The sequence below is a fragment of the uncultured Phyllobacterium sp. genome (genome assembly GCF_902479695.1).
GTDB lineage: Bacteria > Pseudomonadota > Alphaproteobacteria > Rhizobiales > Rhizobiaceae > Phyllobacterium > Phyllobacterium calauticae.
Genome location: NZ_CABSQF010000044.1, coordinates 20,121 through 34,852 on the forward strand (window position 1 = coordinate 20,121; position 14,732 = coordinate 34,852).

The 14,732-nt window shown below is 62.0% G+C and carries 16 protein-coding genes; 9 read left to right on the forward strand and 7 right to left on the reverse strand.

Annotated elements, in window-relative coordinates; translation table 11 throughout:
* Positions 1–62 precede the first annotated feature (62 nt).
* Positions 63–704, reverse strand: a complete 642-nt coding sequence (locus RDL77_RS20410) for a 2-dehydro-3-deoxy-phosphogluconate aldolase (protein WP_288194499.1) — start codon at positions 702–704, stop codon at positions 63–65.
* Positions 705–742: 38 nt separating this feature from the next.
* A complete protein-coding gene (locus tag RDL77_RS20415; RefSeq protein ID WP_223612433.1) occupies positions 743–1,375 on the reverse strand; it encodes an N-acetylmuramidase family protein in 633 nt (210 codons plus the stop codon).
* Between the two features lie 125 nt (positions 1,376–1,500).
* Between RDL77_RS20415 and RDL77_RS20420 the strand changes: the two genes are divergently transcribed.
* From RDL77_RS20420 to modC, 5 genes are all read left to right on the forward strand, one after another.
* On the forward strand, positions 1,501–2,430 hold the full coding sequence (locus tag RDL77_RS20420) for a rhodanese-related sulfurtransferase (RefSeq protein ID WP_288194500.1): 930 nt from the start codon (positions 1,501–1,503) through the stop codon (positions 2,428–2,430).
* An 87-nt stretch (positions 2,431–2,517) separates the two neighbouring features.
* On the forward strand, positions 2,518–3,234 hold the full coding sequence (locus tag RDL77_RS20425; RefSeq protein ID WP_223612435.1) for a tellurite resistance TerB family protein: 717 nt from the start codon (positions 2,518–2,520) through the stop codon (positions 3,232–3,234).
* 277 nt (positions 3,235–3,511) lie between these two features.
* Positions 3,512–4,264 (forward strand): molybdate ABC transporter substrate-binding protein, encoded by a 753-nt coding sequence (gene modA, locus RDL77_RS20430; protein ID WP_288194501.1) that lies wholly within the window; start codon positions 3,512–3,514, stop codon positions 4,262–4,264.
* Positions 4,261–4,950 (forward strand): molybdate ABC transporter permease subunit, encoded by a 690-nt coding sequence (modB, locus tag RDL77_RS20435; protein ID WP_374042766.1) that lies wholly within the window; start codon positions 4,261–4,263, stop codon positions 4,948–4,950. The genes modA and modB overlap by 4 nt, the downstream gene beginning before the upstream one ends.
* Positions 4,947–6,023, forward strand: coding sequence for a molybdenum ABC transporter ATP-binding protein (gene modC / locus RDL77_RS20440; protein WP_288194502.1), 1,077 nt, complete (start codon positions 4,947–4,949; stop codon positions 6,021–6,023). Before modB ends, modC begins: the two co-directional genes overlap by 4 nt.
* A gap of 4 nt (positions 6,024–6,027) precedes the next feature.
* Here the strand turns inward: modC and RDL77_RS20445 are convergent, their stop codons facing one another.
* A complete protein-coding gene (locus RDL77_RS20445) occupies positions 6,028–7,197 on the reverse strand; it encodes a pyridoxal phosphate-dependent aminotransferase (protein WP_288194503.1) in 1,170 nt (389 codons plus the stop codon).
* Positions 7,198–7,286: 89 nt separating this feature from the next.
* On the opposite strand from RDL77_RS20445, the gene RDL77_RS20450 reads away from it, so the two are divergent.
* On the forward strand, positions 7,287–7,961 hold the full coding sequence (locus RDL77_RS20450; protein ID WP_288194504.1) for a GNAT family N-acetyltransferase: 675 nt from the start codon (positions 7,287–7,289) through the stop codon (positions 7,959–7,961).
* Positions 7,962–8,022: 61 nt separating this feature from the next.
* Positions 8,023–8,235 carry a hypothetical protein gene (locus RDL77_RS20455; protein WP_223612440.1) on the forward strand — a complete coding sequence of 71 codons (213 nt, stop codon included), beginning with the start codon at positions 8,023–8,025 and terminating at the stop codon, positions 8,233–8,235.
* A gap of 10 nt (positions 8,236–8,245) precedes the next feature.
* Here the strand turns inward: RDL77_RS20455 and RDL77_RS20460 are convergent, their stop codons facing one another.
* From RDL77_RS20460 to RDL77_RS20475, 4 genes are all read right to left on the reverse strand, one after another.
* Positions 8,246–9,361, reverse strand: a complete 1,116-nt coding sequence (locus RDL77_RS20460) for a nickel/cobalt transporter (protein ID WP_288194505.1) — start codon at positions 9,359–9,361, stop codon at positions 8,246–8,248.
* A 4-nt stretch (positions 9,362–9,365) separates the two neighbouring features.
* Complete coding sequence (locus tag RDL77_RS20465) at positions 9,366–9,980, reverse strand: DUF1007 family protein (RefSeq protein WP_223613439.1); 615 nt, start codon at positions 9,978–9,980, stop codon at positions 9,366–9,368.
* Between the two features lie 112 nt (positions 9,981–10,092).
* Positions 10,093–10,992, reverse strand: coding sequence for a LysR family transcriptional regulator (locus tag RDL77_RS20470; RefSeq protein ID WP_223612442.1), 900 nt, complete (start codon positions 10,990–10,992; stop codon positions 10,093–10,095).
* 1 nt (position 10,993) lies between these two features.
* Positions 10,994–12,184, reverse strand: a complete 1,191-nt coding sequence (locus tag RDL77_RS20475) for an amidase (protein WP_288194506.1) — start codon at positions 12,182–12,184, stop codon at positions 10,994–10,996.
* Positions 12,185–12,725: 541 nt separating this feature from the next.
* Here RDL77_RS20475 and odc2 point away from each other — a divergent pair.
* Positions 12,726–13,859, forward strand: coding sequence for an ornithine/lysine decarboxylase (gene odc2, locus RDL77_RS20480; protein WP_105731891.1), 1,134 nt, complete (start codon positions 12,726–12,728; stop codon positions 13,857–13,859).
* 84 nt (positions 13,860–13,943) lie between these two features.
* Positions 13,944–14,573, forward strand: a complete 630-nt coding sequence (locus RDL77_RS20485; RefSeq protein WP_288194510.1) for a GNAT family N-acetyltransferase — start codon at positions 13,944–13,946, stop codon at positions 14,571–14,573.
* Positions 14,574–14,732: the final 159 nt, after the last annotated feature.

Consider the following 14,732-nt stretch of genomic DNA (forward strand, 5'->3'; position numbering starts at 1 on the left):
GGGTCAAACAAAAGGGCGGCCCTTGCGGAGCCGCCCTTTTTCATATGCCGGTGAACGATGCTTTATGCTTTCGCCAGTTTGGCGGCCTCGGCGGCGAGCTTGGTGATGTCGTCCCACTTCCCGGCCTGAACCAGATTTTCCGGGGCAACCCAGGAACCGCCGACGCAGACGACGTTCGGCAGATCGAGATAGGTCTTGGCGTTGCCAGCACCGATGCCGCCGGTCGGGCAGAACTGGATACCGGCAAAGGGTGACGACAGGGATTTGAGGAAGGACGCCCCGCCTGCCTGCTCGGCCGGGAAGAATTTCAGCATGGTGTAGCCTTCTTCGCGCAGGGCCATGATTTCCGCCGGTGTGATCGCACCGGGAAGCAGAGGCACCTTGCCGGCGCTGGCGGCCTTCAGCAGCTGCGGCGTGGCGCCGGGGCTGACGATGAAACGCGATCCCGCGGCGCTGGCCTCTTCATACTGGCGCGCATTGAGAATGGTCCCGGCGCCGACGATGGCCTCGGGCACCTCATTGGCAACGGCGCGGATGGCGTCGAGCGCGGCGGGCGTGCGCAGGGTGATCTCGATCGCCGGAAGGCCACCGGCGGCCAGCGCACGGGCCAGAGGCACCGCATGGGCGACATCGTGGACGAGAATGACCGGGATAACCGGCTGGCCCTTCAGAACGGGTAATAGCAAATCGGTCTTCTGGGCCATGTCAAACTCTCCGCTGTTGATGGGTTCAATCGATTTAGTCATACCGGGCCGCTTTGTCCACCGGTTGCTGTGGTGCCGCGAGATTCCGCCGCGGCAAAACGGCGCCAGGCGAGGGCCAGTTTGGCATCATAGCGGTTCTGTGTGAACTTTGGACCATTATAGGCACGGGCAAAGCTCTTCCAGTCGTGCCGTACCAGGGCGGGCATGAGGTTGTTGTGCGCGATGAAGCGGATCATCAGACGAAGCTGCCCCTTGAGGGAAGCGCGCGCCTCGGCGGCGAGCGCCTCGACGCTGTCATGGCCAAGGCATTTCCAGTGCGCGCCCATGACCTGGCCGATCCCCCAGGATACGGATTCAAGCGCCGCCTGCCGGTCGATGGCGATGGCTGCCTCCAGCAGCTGCCAGCGCGCCGCCTGGGATGCGGGATTGCGGACCGCTCCGGCGGCAGGGTTGGCAAGACCCCGGCTGCGGGCGACCTGCCGCTGGGCGCCAGAGAGACGCTGGTCGAAATAGTGCCCCTCGAAGCGGATGGGCGGTTCGCTGCGCCCATCGATCCGGTAAAGGCAGACGCCGCCGCTTTCCACCTCGGCGACCGCAAGCAGCACCGCCGGTTCGATCCCGGCCTGCTGCGCCTCGTCGCGGATGTCGCGTATATCCTGTTGTGAAAACATATTCTCAGTCCCTCGGGAATTGTACCTGTTCACCAGGGATTATCCGGGGCCTTGGGGCGCGATGGATAAGTAAACGCTGCAAATCTCTTGAAATCATCGCTTAGGAGCAGTAGTTGCAGGGGATCATGACCGATCACACAGCAAACTTGCCCTTCAAAGTGGCAGCACTCTACCGTTTTGCCCGACTGGAACATTACCAGGCGTTGCAGGAGCCGCTGGCGCAGCTGTGCTGCGGGTCGGGCATCAAGGGCACGCTGCTGCTGGCGGCCGAAGGCATCAACGGCACCGTGGCCGGCACGCCCGAAGCCATTGACAGGCTGGTCGCGTTCCTTGAAGCGGAGCCGGCCATTGCCGGCATGGAACTGAAATTTTCCCACGCGAGCGAAATGCCGTTCAAGCGCATGAAGGTGCGGCTGAAAAAGGAAATCGTCACCATGGGCGTCGAGGATATCGACCCGCTCCAGAGCGTCGGCACCTATGTCCCGGCGCAGGAGTGGAACGCCCTGATTTCCGATCCGGGTACGATCGTCATCGATACGCGCAATGATTATGAAACGGCGATCGGCACCTTTGCCAATGCGGTCGATCCGCAGACAAAGACGTTCCGCGAGTTCCCGCAATGGGTGGAAAACCACCGGGACGAACTGGAAGGCAAGAAGATCGCCATGTTCTGCACCGGCGGTATCCGCTGCGAGAAGGCAACGGCCTTCGTCAAGGGGCTGGGCTTCGACGATGTGTTCCACCTGAAGGGCGGCATCCTCAAATATCTCGAGGACGTGCCCGCCGCCGAAAGCCGCTGGGAAGGCGAATGTTTTGTCTTCGACGAGCGCGTCTCGGTCGGTCATGGCCTGGTGGAAGGGGCGGCGGAGCTATGCCACGCCTGCCGCAATCCGATTGCGCCGGAGGACAAATTGTCCCCGCTGTTCGCGGAAGGCATTTCCTGCCCGAAATGCTATCACGAGCGGACGGACGCCGACCGTGCCCGCTTTGCCGAACGGCAAAAACAGGTGAAACTCGCCAAACTGCGCGGCGAAAAGCACCATATCGGCTCCTGATCACAAAAAATCCATCTGTCATTGCAATGACGTGATGCCGACCCTAACTAGGTCGGGACGCATCCGTGCAGCCATGAGGAGATTTGCATGTTCGACCCGAAGAAGATTCTTGATGATTTTCTGGGAAGCAGTATTCCCGGAACTGGAACTTCCGTTCGAGATACGGCCGGCAAGGCAACACAGATGGCCAAGGACAATCCGCTGGCTGCCGGCGCTCTGGCCGCTGTGCTGCTAGGCACAGGCACGGGCCGCGACATCGCCGGCGGTGCGCTGAAGCTCGGCGGCCTCGCTGCGGTGGCAGGGCTCGCCTACAAGGCCTATCAGAATTACCAGTCGGGCAATGCACCGGCCGAAACGGCAAAGGCCGGGGAGCCGGACCTGCTGCCGCCGCCCGACGATTCAAGCTTCCATCCGGCAACGGCGCCGCAGGGCGAGCATGAGTTCGCGCTGGTGCTGGTGCGCGCCATGATTGCCGCTGCCCGGGCCGATGGCCATGTGGATGAGGCAGAGCGAGCACGCATTGCCGAAAAGCTCTCGCTTTCCGGCATGAACAGCGACACGCAGGAATTCCTGGCCACGGAGCTGAACGCCCCCGTCAATGTCGACGCGCTGGTTGCCGCCGCCGCCACCGATGCGCAGAAGGTCGAACTCTACACGGCATCGCGCCTTGCCATCGAGGCCAAGACCCGCGCGGAACGCGGCTATCTCGATCTCCTGGCCGGACGCCTGAAACTGCCTGACAATCTCATCGATCATATCGAGGCCACTGTGGCCAATGTGAAAACGCCCGCGCCGCAGGCGTAACCGCGATCGAACCGGCATGGAAGACACCCGCCCCGACAGGCGGGTGTTTTGCTCTCGACAAGACAAACGACTCCAGTCTAGTTTGACGCGTTCTGACTCGGGGCCGAGGGTTCGTCAGGACGTCCGGGCAGTGTCGATGGCTGCCATTGCGTCAAGGGTTTTGAGAGCGTCCGGGTCGCGCGCGCTTTGTTCGGACCCACCATCATGTCTCTATGTATGCAACTGGATGCATGGCCGGTGTGAGACCGCCATGGATTCATGGACAGGGGTGGACCTCATGAAAAAAATTCTCATTCTGGGCTTTATGGTTCTGGCGGCGATGGCAGGTGTCAACGGTGCCTCTGCCGCCGAAAAGGTAACGGTGTTTGCTGCGGCGAGCATGAAGGAAGTGGTCGAAACGGCGGCTGCGAAGTTTGAAGCAAAGACCGGCACGAAAGTGACCTCCTCCTTCGCCGCATCGTCGGTGCTGGCCAAGCAGATCGAGCAGGGCGCGCCCGCGAACATCTTCATTTCAGCCGATCTCGACTGGATGGACTATCTCGAGCAGCGCAATCTCATCGACAAGCCGTCGCGCAAGATCGTTGCGGGCAATGCATTGGTGATCCTCACCAAGGCGGACAAGGGCGATGCGGCAACCATCCTGAAGGCCGGACGCTTTGCCATGGGCGATCCCAGCAACGTGCCCGCCGGCAAATATGGCAAGAGCGCACTGGAAACATTGAAAGTGTGGGACGATGTCGCCAAGAACGCCGTTTTTACCGAGAACGTGCGCGCGGCGCTGGAATTCGTGCGCCGCGGCGAGGCGAATTCCGCCATTGTCTATGCCTCGGACCATACGGCTGCGCCCGAACTGATCGAAGCCTATCGTTTCGCCGGTTCGACCCATAAGCCCATCCTCTATCCGGCTGCGCTGGTCGGCAAGGAGCCTTCGGCCGAAGGCAAGGCATTCCTTGATTTCCTCGCCAGCGATGAAGGCCAGGACATCATCAAGTCGAAAGGCTTCGTCGGCGCATCTGACAAGGCAGGCTGACAGTGTTGGGTGAGACAGAATGGGCCATCGTTCTTCTGTCGCTGAGGGTCGCGCTGGTCGCGATCCTCGTCGCTCTGCCCTTTGCCTTCGTTTTCGCCTGGATTCTGGCGCGCTTTTCCTTCTGGGGCAAAAGCCTGTTGCAGGCGCTGATCACCATGCCGCTGGTCATTCCGCCCGTGGTCACCGGCTATCTCCTGCTGGTGTGGTTCGGCGCGCGCGGCATGCTGGGCGGCTTTTTCAATGACGTGTTCGGGCTGACCTTTTCCTTCCGCTGGACCGGTGCGGCGCTGGCGGCGGGCGTCATGGCCTTTCCCCTGCTGGTGCGGCCGATGCGCCTTTCCATTGAAAGCCTTGATCGCGGCCTTGAGGAGGCGGCGCGCTCGCTCGGCGCCGGGCGCATCGTGGTGTTTCTGACGGTAACGCTGCCGCTCCTGCTGCCGGGCATTCTGGCCGGGGCGGTGCTGGGCTTTGCCAAGGCGCTGGGTGAATTCGGCGCGACGATCACTTTTGTGTCCAATATTCCGGGTGAAACACAGACCCTGTCGCTTGCCATCTATTCGCTGCTGCAGAGCCCGAATGGCGATGTGGCCGCGCTGCGGTTGATCCTGGTTTCGGTGGTGATTTCAATTATCGCGGTGGTTGCATCCGAATGGCTGCAGCGGCGCCTCAGCGGAGGGCGGGCATGAGCGAGACGCTGATTGTTTCCGTTGAAGGGCAGGTCGGGACATTCCCCGTCGCTGCCGCGTTTACGGCAGGCGGCGGCGTCACAGCGCTGTTCGGCGAATCCGGTGCGGGCAAGACGACGCTGCTGAAAATGATCGCCGGGGTGACGCGCCCGGCCAAGGGCCGGATCGCCATCCGGGATCATGTGCTGTTCGACAGCGCCAGGGGTATCCATCTGCCGCCGGAACAGCGCCGGATCGGTTATGTCTTCCAGGATGCGCGGCTGTTTCCGCATCTTTCGGTCAAGAACAACCTGACCTATGCGCACTGGGCGGGGCGGCGCAGCGCGGGCCTGTCCTATGACCGGGTGGTGGCGCTTCTCGGCCTTGAGCATCTGCAGCAGCGCGCACCGGCACTGCTGTCCGGCGGCGAGCGCCAGCGCGTGGCGATCGGGCGGGCCCTGTTGTCCAATCCGGCACTGCTGCTGATGGATGAGCCGCTGTCGTCTCTCGATCATTCCCGCCGCCAGGAAATCCTGCCTTTCCTTGAAACCCTGCGCGATGAAACCGGATTGCCGATCCTCTATGTCAGCCACGAGATCGACGAGGTGGCGCGGCTCGCCGACGAGATCGTGCTTCTGCAGGCCGGCCGGGTCACGGCGAGCGGACCGGCCGAGGCGATCTTTTCGCGACTCGGCAGCCATGACGATGCCGGGGCTCTGGTGACGGGCGTGGTCACGGCAAGCGACGAGGCTTTCGGGCTGACATCCCTCGACATCGGCGGCCAGCCGTTCCAGATCGCCAGGCTCGGCTTTGCCGCCGGAACAAAGCTGCGGCTGCGGATAAGGGCGAGGGATGTCTCGATTGCCCGCGCACTGCCGCAGTCGATCAGCGTGCGCAACATCCTGCCGGCAAAAATTACCGTTATCGCCGGCAATGACGGGCCGGACTGCGACCTGACGCTCGACATTGGCGGCCAGACCATCGTTGCGCGGCTGACGCGCAAATCGGCGAGCGAACTTGCACTCAAGCAGGGCGAGAATGTTTTCGCCCTGGTGAAAGCCGCATCGGTGGATCGCGGCGTGCTGCGCGGCTGATCCGTTACTTCGCGAGGAACCGTTCGATGCGTTCGATGGCGCGCAGGATGTTTTCCTCCGAATTGGCGTAGGAGAGGCGGATATAGCCCTCGCCGAGAATGCCGAAATCGGGGCCACCGATCAGCGCCACACCGGCTTCATCCAGCAAGGCCGCCGCCAACTGCTTGGCCGGCCATCCCGTCTGCTTGATGTTGGGAAAAGCATAGAACGCGCCCTTCGGCGTGGCACAGCTGATGCCGGGCAGGCTGTTGAGACCATCGACGACGATTTTGCGGCGGCTGTCGAAGGCCCGGCACATCTTCTCGACATCGTCCTGCGGCCCGTCAATGGCGGCGATGCCGGCATATTGGCTGGGGGCGTTGACGCAGGACCAGCAATTGACGGCGAGCTTGCGCACCTTGTCATAAAGGCTGTCCGGCCAGATCGACCAGCCCATGCGCCAGCCGGTCATCGCCCATGTCTTGGACCAGCCGTTGAGCACGATCAGCCGGTCGCGGATCGACGGGAAGGTCAGGAGCGAGCAATGTTCCTCGCCGTCATAGGTCATCACGTCGTAGATCTCGTCGGACATGATGGCGACATGCGGATGCGCCTCCAGTCCCTTGACCAGTTTTTCAATTTCGGCCTTCGGGGTGACACCGCCTGTCGGGTTGGCGGGTGAATTGAGGATCAGCAGCCGCGTCTTGGGCGTGATCAGCGCAAGCGTCTCCTCAGCCGAGAAGGCAAATGCATTCTCCTCGCGGATCGGCACGGGAACCGGGGTGGCGCCGGTGAATTCGATCATCGAGCGATAGATCGGGAAGCCGGGATCGGGATAGAGGATTTCCGCGCCGGGTTCACCGAAAATCAGGATGGCGGCGAACATGGTCACCTTGCCGCCGGGGACAATAATGACATTCTCCGGCGAGACCTCGACGCCTGTTGTGGTCAGCGTGCGGCGCACCACGGCCTCGCGGGCGGCAAGCAGCCCCGTTGCCGGCGTATAGCCATGGTGGCCGTCCCTGAGCGCCTTGATGGCGGCTTCGACGATATGGGCGGGTGTTTTGAAATCCGGCTGGCCGATGCCGAGATTGATGATGTCCTTGCCCTGTGCGGCGAGGGCTGTGGCGCGGGCGAGAACAGCGAAGGCATTTTCTTCACCGATACGGTCGAAACCGGAGATGGTACGCAGCATTATCTTGTCTCACATACAATTTATGTCTTCTGCTTTGTGCGGTTCCGATTGTATGGAGTCAAATACTCATATGCAAAACAGGCTCTAGCATGACTGATCTCAAAGACTGGACACCGCGCCCTCTGCCCGCCCGCGAAGCCATCGAGGGGCGATACGTCACCCTTGAGCCGCTGGACGCCGCCAGGCATGGCGACGGGCTCTACGAGGCATCGAGCGTTGCGGATGCGGCCGACCGTTTCCGCTATCTGTTCGAAACGCCGGCGGGCGACCGCCCGGCATTCGACGCGTGGCTGGAAAAGGTTTCGGCCAGCAAGGATCCGCTGTTCTTTGCCGTCATCGACAAGGCCTCCGGTGAGGTGGCGGGTCGGCAGACCCTGATGCGGATCGACCCGACGTTCGGCGTCATCGAAATCGGCAACATCTACTGGGGACCGCTGATCTCCCGCAAACCGGCGGCTACCGAGGCGCAGTATCTCTTCGCCTCCTATATCTTCGATACGCTCGGCTATCGCCGCTACGAATGGAAATGCAACAATGCCAATGAGCCGTCCAAGCGGGCGGCCGAGCGTTTCGGCTTCACCTTCGAGGGTGTTTTCCGCCAGCACATGGTGCAGAAGGGTGAGAATCGCGACACCGCGTGGTATTCGATCATCGACAGCGAATGGCCGGCGCTGAAAGCCGCCTATCAGGCATGGCTGTCGCCGGACAATTTCGATGCGGACGGGTTGCAGATCAGGCGGCTTGAGGATTTCCGCGCGGGTTAGAGCTTGCGTTCGGGCGCAACGGGGCTAAAAAGGCTGCGACAGTTGTGCCCCAGGAAAGACAATGACCGTGAGTGATCCCAAAAGCCGCAATGCTGCCATCGCCGCAGCCTGTATCATGCTTGGTTTCGGGTTTGCCGCGTTCTACATGCCCAACATGATGATCGCGCTGGGTGCCCGCTCGCCGGTGCTGGCAGGCATTTTTGCCGCTGTCTTTGTGGTCGGTTTTTTTCTGGTGTTCTGGTTGCGTGGCAGGAGCCAGCGCCGCAAGGACTAAAGCCTTTCCTTTAAAAACGCAGCGCCGCCGTCAGCAGCAGCACGCCGACCAGCACGATGAACAGCGCACCGCCGACTTCGATGGTGTTCTGACCGCGGTTTGAACGCGCGCCGCCCCGGGAAATCCCCGGGGAAACATTCTTGGCCGTCCCCGCCAGCGTCGCCAGCACCGCCACGGTGATGAAGGTGCCGAAGGCCATGGCGAAGACCGAGAGCACGCCGCCGAGCATCAGCCCGTTCAGCAGCGAGAATGTCAGCACGATCAGCGCGCCGGAACAGGGGCGCAGGCCCACCGCAACGATGGCCGACCATGCGGTCTTCCAGTTGAACTCGCCGCCGAGCATCGCCGGATCGGGCGCATGGGAATGCCCGCAGGTGGCGCAGACTTCTCCCGCCGCATGATGGTGATCGTGATGATCATGCGTGTGGTGGGTGTGATCATGCGCATGCGCCGCGTGATCGTGGTGGCCATGATCGTGATGGTCATGCCCGCAGCCGCAGTCGTCGTCATGGCTGTGATGATGATCGTGGTGGTGGTCAGTCAGGACCGAACCGTGATCGTGCTTTTCCGGCATGAGATGGGCGACGCGCGGGCCGAACAGGAGCGGCAGCTTGCGCCAGAGCAGCGACAGGCCGAAGGCGATGATCAGGACAAAGCTGGCGATCTCCATGTAGCGGGCTGCGTCGTTCATCGACACGGTGGTGCCGCGCAGCACGAGCCAGGCAAGGCCGACGATGAACAGCGCGGTGATGGCCTGCAGCATGGACGAGGCGAAGGACAACAGGATGCCGCGCTTCAGCGTGGTCTCGTTGGCGAGCATGTAGGAGGAGATCACCGCCTTGCCGTGCCCTGGGCCGACTGCATGCAGGATGCCGTAGAGGAAGGAGAGGCCAACAAGCACAGAGGCCTGCCAGGGGTCCTCGCGCATGGCTTTGAGCGCATGGGTCATGGCGAGATAGAAATTGCGCTGCTGGATGTTGATCCAGAGGATGATTTCAGCGAAAGGCCCGGTCGGCTGCATCGCCACCTCGTTCGAACCGATACCGAGCGACGAGGTCTGCGCCCATGCGTGGCCGCCAAACAGCGCTGCGAGAATCAGGGCACAAACGAGGGTTGTTTTCCGCATCATCTTATCCTTTTGCCGGGCAGTCGATTTCCAGCTTGGTCGCAAAGATTTTCGACATGTTGGTCCCGGATGGGTCGTTGAAGAAAGAATCGGTCAGCGTCGCCTGGTTGGCGGCAATCGCCTCGTCCGGATTGGGCCGCACCACCTTGGATTTGCAGTTGGCGGGCAGGCCGGTGACATGAATATCGCTGTCATTGACGTAGTCGATCGCGGTGTAGAACGTCGGATCATAGACGCCGAAACTGGTGACCTTGCCGAGCTTCAGCGGTTGCTTTGGCTTGCTCTCGAAGATGATCAGCAGCTGGTTGTTCTGGAAATCCGCGATCAGATGCTCCGGCGGCGCCATGACGACCTTCTTGTTGTCGAGCGTCACGGTCTGGAAATAGTCGAATTCGGAAATCGACGCGTTGATCGTGTTTGCGAGGTCGGTCAGTTCCTTCTCGTCCAGCTTCAGGTCGCCATTCTTATCGAATTCGACGAGGACGGTGCTGGAAAAGAGATCGTCGAAACGCCAGACATGGCCGAGTTTCTGCACGGTTCCGTCGGGATTGATGGTGACATCGAGACGCGCTTCGGCGAAGACATGCGGGTGCACATACGCCGGTGAGGCGATCATCATGCCTGCTGCGAGGGTTGCGATGAAAATCGCGAATCTTTGGTGCATTATTCCGCCTGTAACATGAGCGCAAAGGACATTCCGAACGTGTCGAAATTGGGACGATATAACATATTCACGCCCTGCGGTTGTCCTTGAACCATTTTGCCAGATAGTCAACCAGCACGCGCACTTTCGCCGGGAGATAGCGGCGGTGCGGGTAAACCGCATAAATTCCGCCATCGCGCAGCGAAAATTCCTCGAGCACACTGACCAGCCTGCCGCTTTCGATATCCGGCCTGGCGATGAAATCCGGCATGGAGCCGAACCCCAGCCCGGCCAGCACGGCGCGGCGGGTGGACAGCGGGCTGTTGATTTCCATCTGCCCGGATACCTGAACCGAAATCGTCGGGCCGCTGTCGTTGAGAAACTGCCAATTGTTGCGCGAGCGGTTGTTGGTATCGATGATGCAGGGCAGGGACGCCAGCTGTTCGGGGCGGGTCGGACGCCCGACCCGCTCGATCAGATCGGGAGAGGCGCACAGCAGCGTGCCGAAGGGGGCGATGCGCTTGGCGATGAGCGAGGAATCCTGCAGCCGGGTGATGCGGATGGCAAGATCGAAACCCTCCTCGACCAGGTCGACGAACCGGTCATCGAGGCGCACGTCGAGAATGATATCCGGCTGCGCGATGCAGAAGTCGATCAGGCATTGGCCGATATCCGCATCGGCGAAGGTGCGCGGCGCCGATATCTTGATGCGGCCCTTGATGTCGCTGCTCGATTCACGCACCGTTTCCTGCAGGCTTTCCACCTCGCGCAGGATTTCGCTGGCGCGCTGGTAATAGGTGTGCCCGGCTTCGGTCAGCGAGAATTGCCGGGTGGTGCGGTTGAGCAGCAGCGCGCCAAGCTCGTCCTCCAGCTCCCGCACATATTTGGACAACAGCGCCTTGGAGCGGCCGATCTTCCGGGCTGCGGCGGAAAACCCTTCCGCCTCCACCACATCGATATAGGCCCGCATCCGGGTGAGTGTGTCCATGTCAGTGGTTTCCTTCCGCGGCGGACAGGATGGCGCTGCCAAGCCGGATGAGGGCGCTGTCGCTGCCCTTGGGGCCAAGCAGGGAAATGCCGAAGGGTGCGCCGTGCACCGCGCCGAGCGGCAAGGTGATTTGCGGAAAGCCCGAAAGGACGGACAGGCAGAGCAGGTGCAGGGCGCGTTCCCGGTAGGTCTGCAGTTCGTCGAAGGGCGAGCTCACCATGGGCGCGGCACCCGGAACGGTCGGCAGGACCATGACGCCGTCATCCCCAAGCACATCGGCAAGTTCGCGGCGGAAGAGATCGCGGCGCCGGGTCTGTGCCTCATAGGTCGCGCCGTCGATGGTCGCGCCATAGTCGAAGCGATCCTTGACGCCGGGGCCAAGCTTGCGATCCCCTGCCGATATCCAGGCGCCATGGCTTGCCCAGGCCTCGAACCCCTGGATCTGCCGGAAGCACAGATAGAGATCGTCCATGGAGGCTGTGGACTGGCGGGCGGACTTGGCGTGGCCGAGATGGGCGGCGACATGCCGGTACATGGCGCGGAAGGCCGCATCCTCCGCCTCGCCGAGCAGGTAGTGTTCGAGCAGCGGGATGAACAGCGGGCGGTTGAGCTTGAAATTTTCCGCGTCCGGTCCGAGCAGGACCGCGCCGACTTTGCCGTAGAGGTCCCTGTCGCGGGCGAACCAGCCGAACGTGTCGAGCGAGGGGGCAAGCGGCATGGTGCCGGCAAGCGATATGCGGCCGTGGGTCGTGCGCAGGCCGATCAGTCCGCAGAAGCTCGCCGGGGCGCGGATCGAGCCGCCGGTATCCGATCCGGTGGCGATGTCGGCCAGTCCGCCGGCCACGGCCGAGGCGGAACCGGACGACGATCCGCCGGTTACCCGGTCCGGCGCCCTCGGGTTGACCGGAAAGGGGTAGTGGCTGTTCTGCCCCATCAGCGAAAACGCCAGCTCGTCAGTCTGCGTCTTGCCGATGAAACGGGCGCCCGAATCCAGCAGTTTCTGCACCGACGGCGCGGTAATACTTGCGGCTGATTCGTGATTTTTCGCCGGATTGCCGCATTGCGTCGGCAAACCGGCCACATCGAAGATATCCTTGACGGCGAGTGTACAGCCGCTCAGCGGGCCCTCCACGGATGGAAAGGCCTGAAAAGGCAGATTCAGCAGGGCATTCAGGGGCGAAATCGTGCTCATCGTTCAATGATTCTATGTGATTTGGCCCCCTTTGTTCAATGAATAAAAAAAATTCGCAGATGCGAGATTTGTCATTGATTGGACACAAGTTTGGACTTATATCGCCCTTGCCCAAAGTCGCACGTGCCCCATGGGTGTCCGCCGATCTTCATTATGGTGAAGAAACGGTATGGTACCTGGAACTAACCCCTCCAGTCAGTTTGACGGCCTACTGCCAGACTGAGGACATCTTGAAGCAACGACGGTGCGGGCCTTTCTGGTGTCTTTCGGCTGTCCATAAGCCGGAATTACTGAAGAGGCACACCTTCATTGCCGGTAGTGCGGATGGCATCATCCAAACCAAGGCAGACAAAGCGGATCAACGCTGGCTTAGCGTAGATCCATCGCCGCATGAACTTGTCCGTGTTTCCAGCATCTCCAAAGGCTGGCTTCGCGCGAGATGGATTCACGCACTTTGTCCTGGCGGTCATACGGGGGAGAAACCCCTGCGATCGCGACTTGTTGAGGCGGCCGGAAGTGCCGTCACGATTGGAGACCCAAGATGGCTACACAGCGCATTCTCGATTTCATCAATACCCGACGCCCGAATGGCCCTTGCATGGTGCTCGACCTCGAAGTCGTGCGCGAAAATTTCCATAATTTCGAGATGGCCTTGCCGGACTCGAAGATTTTCTATGCCGTGAAAGCCAACCCTGCGCCGGAAATCCTGCGCCTCTTGGCTTCGCTTGGCTCGAACTTCGACACCGCGTCGGTTGCGGAAGTCGAAATGGCGCTCGATGCCGGTGCATCGGCTGACCGCATTTCCTTCGGCAACACCATCAAGAAGGAGCGGGACATTGCCCGCGCCTTCGAGCTCGGCATCCGCCTGTTCGCCGTCGACTGCGTCGAAGAAGTCGAAAAGGTCGCCCGTGCCGCTCCCGGCGCCCGGGTGTTCTGCCGTGTCCTGACCGATGGTGCCGGCGCCGAATGGCCGCTGTCGCGCAAGTTCGGCTGCGTGCCGGCCATGGCCGTCGACGTGCTGCGCGCGGCGCAGAAGCTCGGCCTCGAATCCTACGGCGTGTCGTTCCATGTCGGTTCGCAGCAGACGGACCTGGCTGCCTGGGACCGTGCCCTGGGCGATGCCAAGCAGGTTTTCGACGCGCTGGCCAAGGAAGGCATCACGCTGAAGATGGTCAACATGGGCGGCGGTTTCCCGACCCGTTACCTCAAGGACGTGCCGACCGCACAGGCCTATGGCCAGGCGATCTTCCAGTCGCTGAGCAAGCATTTCGGCAACCGCCTGCCCGAGACCATCATTGAGCCCGGCCGCGGCATGGTCGGCAATGCCGGTGTCATCAAGGCGGAAGTCGTGCTGGTTTCCAAGAAGGCCGATAACGACAATGTCCGCTGGGTCTATCTCGACATCGGCAAGTTCGGCGGCCTGGCAGAGACCATGGACGAAGCCATTCGCTACCAGATCACCACCCCGCGGGATGGCGATCGCAGCGAACCCTGCGTGCTGGCCGGTCCGACCTGCGACTCCGCTGACGTGATGTACGAAAAGAACCCCTATCCGCTCCCCATTTCGCTGACCATCGGCGATGAGGTGCTGATCGAGGGAACAGGCGCCTACACCACGACCTATTCCGCGGTGGCCTTCAACGGCTTCGAACCACTCCGATCATACGTCATCTAAACCGGCTTCAAGCCCGGTTGAAACGTTCTGCCCGGCAACGCGCCGGGCAGCGGTGACACGCACATGACACGATTGGTCGAGACAATGGACGCAGCAGAAAACATCGAACAGAACCTGGTACCCGACGGCCTGTATTTCGCCGGCGCGGGTGCCTATACCATCGTCAACGAACTGCCGCAGGACGAAAAGGCCCGCGAAGATTTGCTCGACCGCGCCATGGGCGAGGGCCGCCGCCGCAAGTCGTCGGAAAAGCTGCGCCGCGGCCGTCTGCCGTCGGAAGGCCTTGCCTTTTCCGCACGCGGCGCGGGCGGTGCGCTGCTCGGCACGGTCCGGCTCTGGGACATCCAGGCCGGCCATGACGCCGCGGGCAAGGGCGTGCGCGCGCTGCTGCTCGGACCGCTTGCCGTGGATCCCGCATCGAAGGATCTCGGCATCGGTTCGGCGCTGATGCGCCATGCGATCAAGGAAGCCACCCGGCTCGGCCACGGCGCCATCATCCTGGTCGGCGATCCCGAATATTACGAACGCTTCGGTTTCACCGGCGCGAAGACGGCAGGGCTGGCCATGCCGGGTCCGGTCGAACGCCGCCGCTTCCTCGCGCTTGAATTGAAGCCGGGGCATCTGGATGGCGCCAAGGGCCTGCTGACGCCGAAAGGCCGCCGCTCGTCGCGGGCGATGCGGATCATTCCCGTGTCGCTGCGGTTCTCCGCCTGAATGGAAAAGCCGGCCCTTTGGCCGGCTTTTTGTTTAGCGGGCGAGGAATTCCTGGATCGCGCCAATCTCGCTCTGCTGGATTTCATGCCCGCCGGGATGCCAGGCGATGGTCACGTCGGTTCCCTGTGCGGCGAGATAATCCGCCAGCGCCTGCGTGCG

Excerpts from the sequence above, each read along its gene's own strand:
- RDL77_RS20420 (WP_288194500.1), top strand. The coding sequence starts at position 1,501 with ATGACCGATCACACAGCAAACTTGCCCTTCAAAGTGGCAGCACTCTAC.
- RDL77_RS20465 (WP_223613439.1), bottom strand. The coding sequence starts at position 9,980 with ATGATGATCGCCTCACCGGCGTATGTGCACCCGCATGTCTTCGCCGAA.
- RDL77_RS20425 (WP_223612435.1), top strand. The coding sequence starts at position 2,518 with ATGTTCGACCCGAAGAAGATTCTTGATGATTTTCTGGGAAGCAGTATT.
- modC (WP_288194502.1), top strand. The coding sequence starts at position 4,947 with ATGAGCGAGACGCTGATTGTTTCCGTTGAAGGGCAGGTCGGGACATTC.
- RDL77_RS20455 (WP_223612440.1), top strand. The coding sequence starts at position 8,023 with ATGACCGTGAGTGATCCCAAAAGCCGCAATGCTGCCATCGCCGCAGCC.
- odc2 (WP_105731891.1), top strand. The coding sequence starts at position 12,726 with ATGGCTACACAGCGCATTCTCGATTTCATCAATACCCGACGCCCGAAT.
- RDL77_RS20485 (WP_288194510.1), top strand. The coding sequence starts at position 13,944 with ATGGACGCAGCAGAAAACATCGAACAGAACCTGGTACCCGACGGCCTG.
- RDL77_RS20450 (WP_288194504.1), top strand. The coding sequence starts at position 7,287 with ATGACTGATCTCAAAGACTGGACACCGCGCCCTCTGCCCGCCCGCGAA.
- RDL77_RS20475 (WP_288194506.1), bottom strand. The coding sequence starts at position 12,184 with ATGAGCACGATTTCGCCCCTGAATGCCCTGCTGAATCTGCCTTTTCAG.
- modA (WP_288194501.1), top strand. The coding sequence starts at position 3,512 with ATGAAAAAAATTCTCATTCTGGGCTTTATGGTTCTGGCGGCGATGGCA.
- RDL77_RS20445 (WP_288194503.1), bottom strand. The coding sequence starts at position 7,197 with ATGCTGCGTACCATCTCCGGTTTCGACCGTATCGGTGAAGAAAATGCC.
- RDL77_RS20470 (WP_223612442.1), bottom strand. The coding sequence starts at position 10,992 with ATGGACACACTCACCCGGATGCGGGCCTATATCGATGTGGTGGAGGCG.
- RDL77_RS20460 (WP_288194505.1), bottom strand. The coding sequence starts at position 9,361 with ATGCGGAAAACAACCCTCGTTTGTGCCCTGATTCTCGCAGCGCTGTTT.
- RDL77_RS20410 (WP_288194499.1), bottom strand. The coding sequence starts at position 704 with ATGGCCCAGAAGACCGATTTGCTATTACCCGTTCTGAAGGGCCAGCCG.
- RDL77_RS20415 (WP_223612433.1), bottom strand. The coding sequence starts at position 1,375 with ATGTTTTCACAACAGGATATACGCGACATCCGCGACGAGGCGCAGCAG.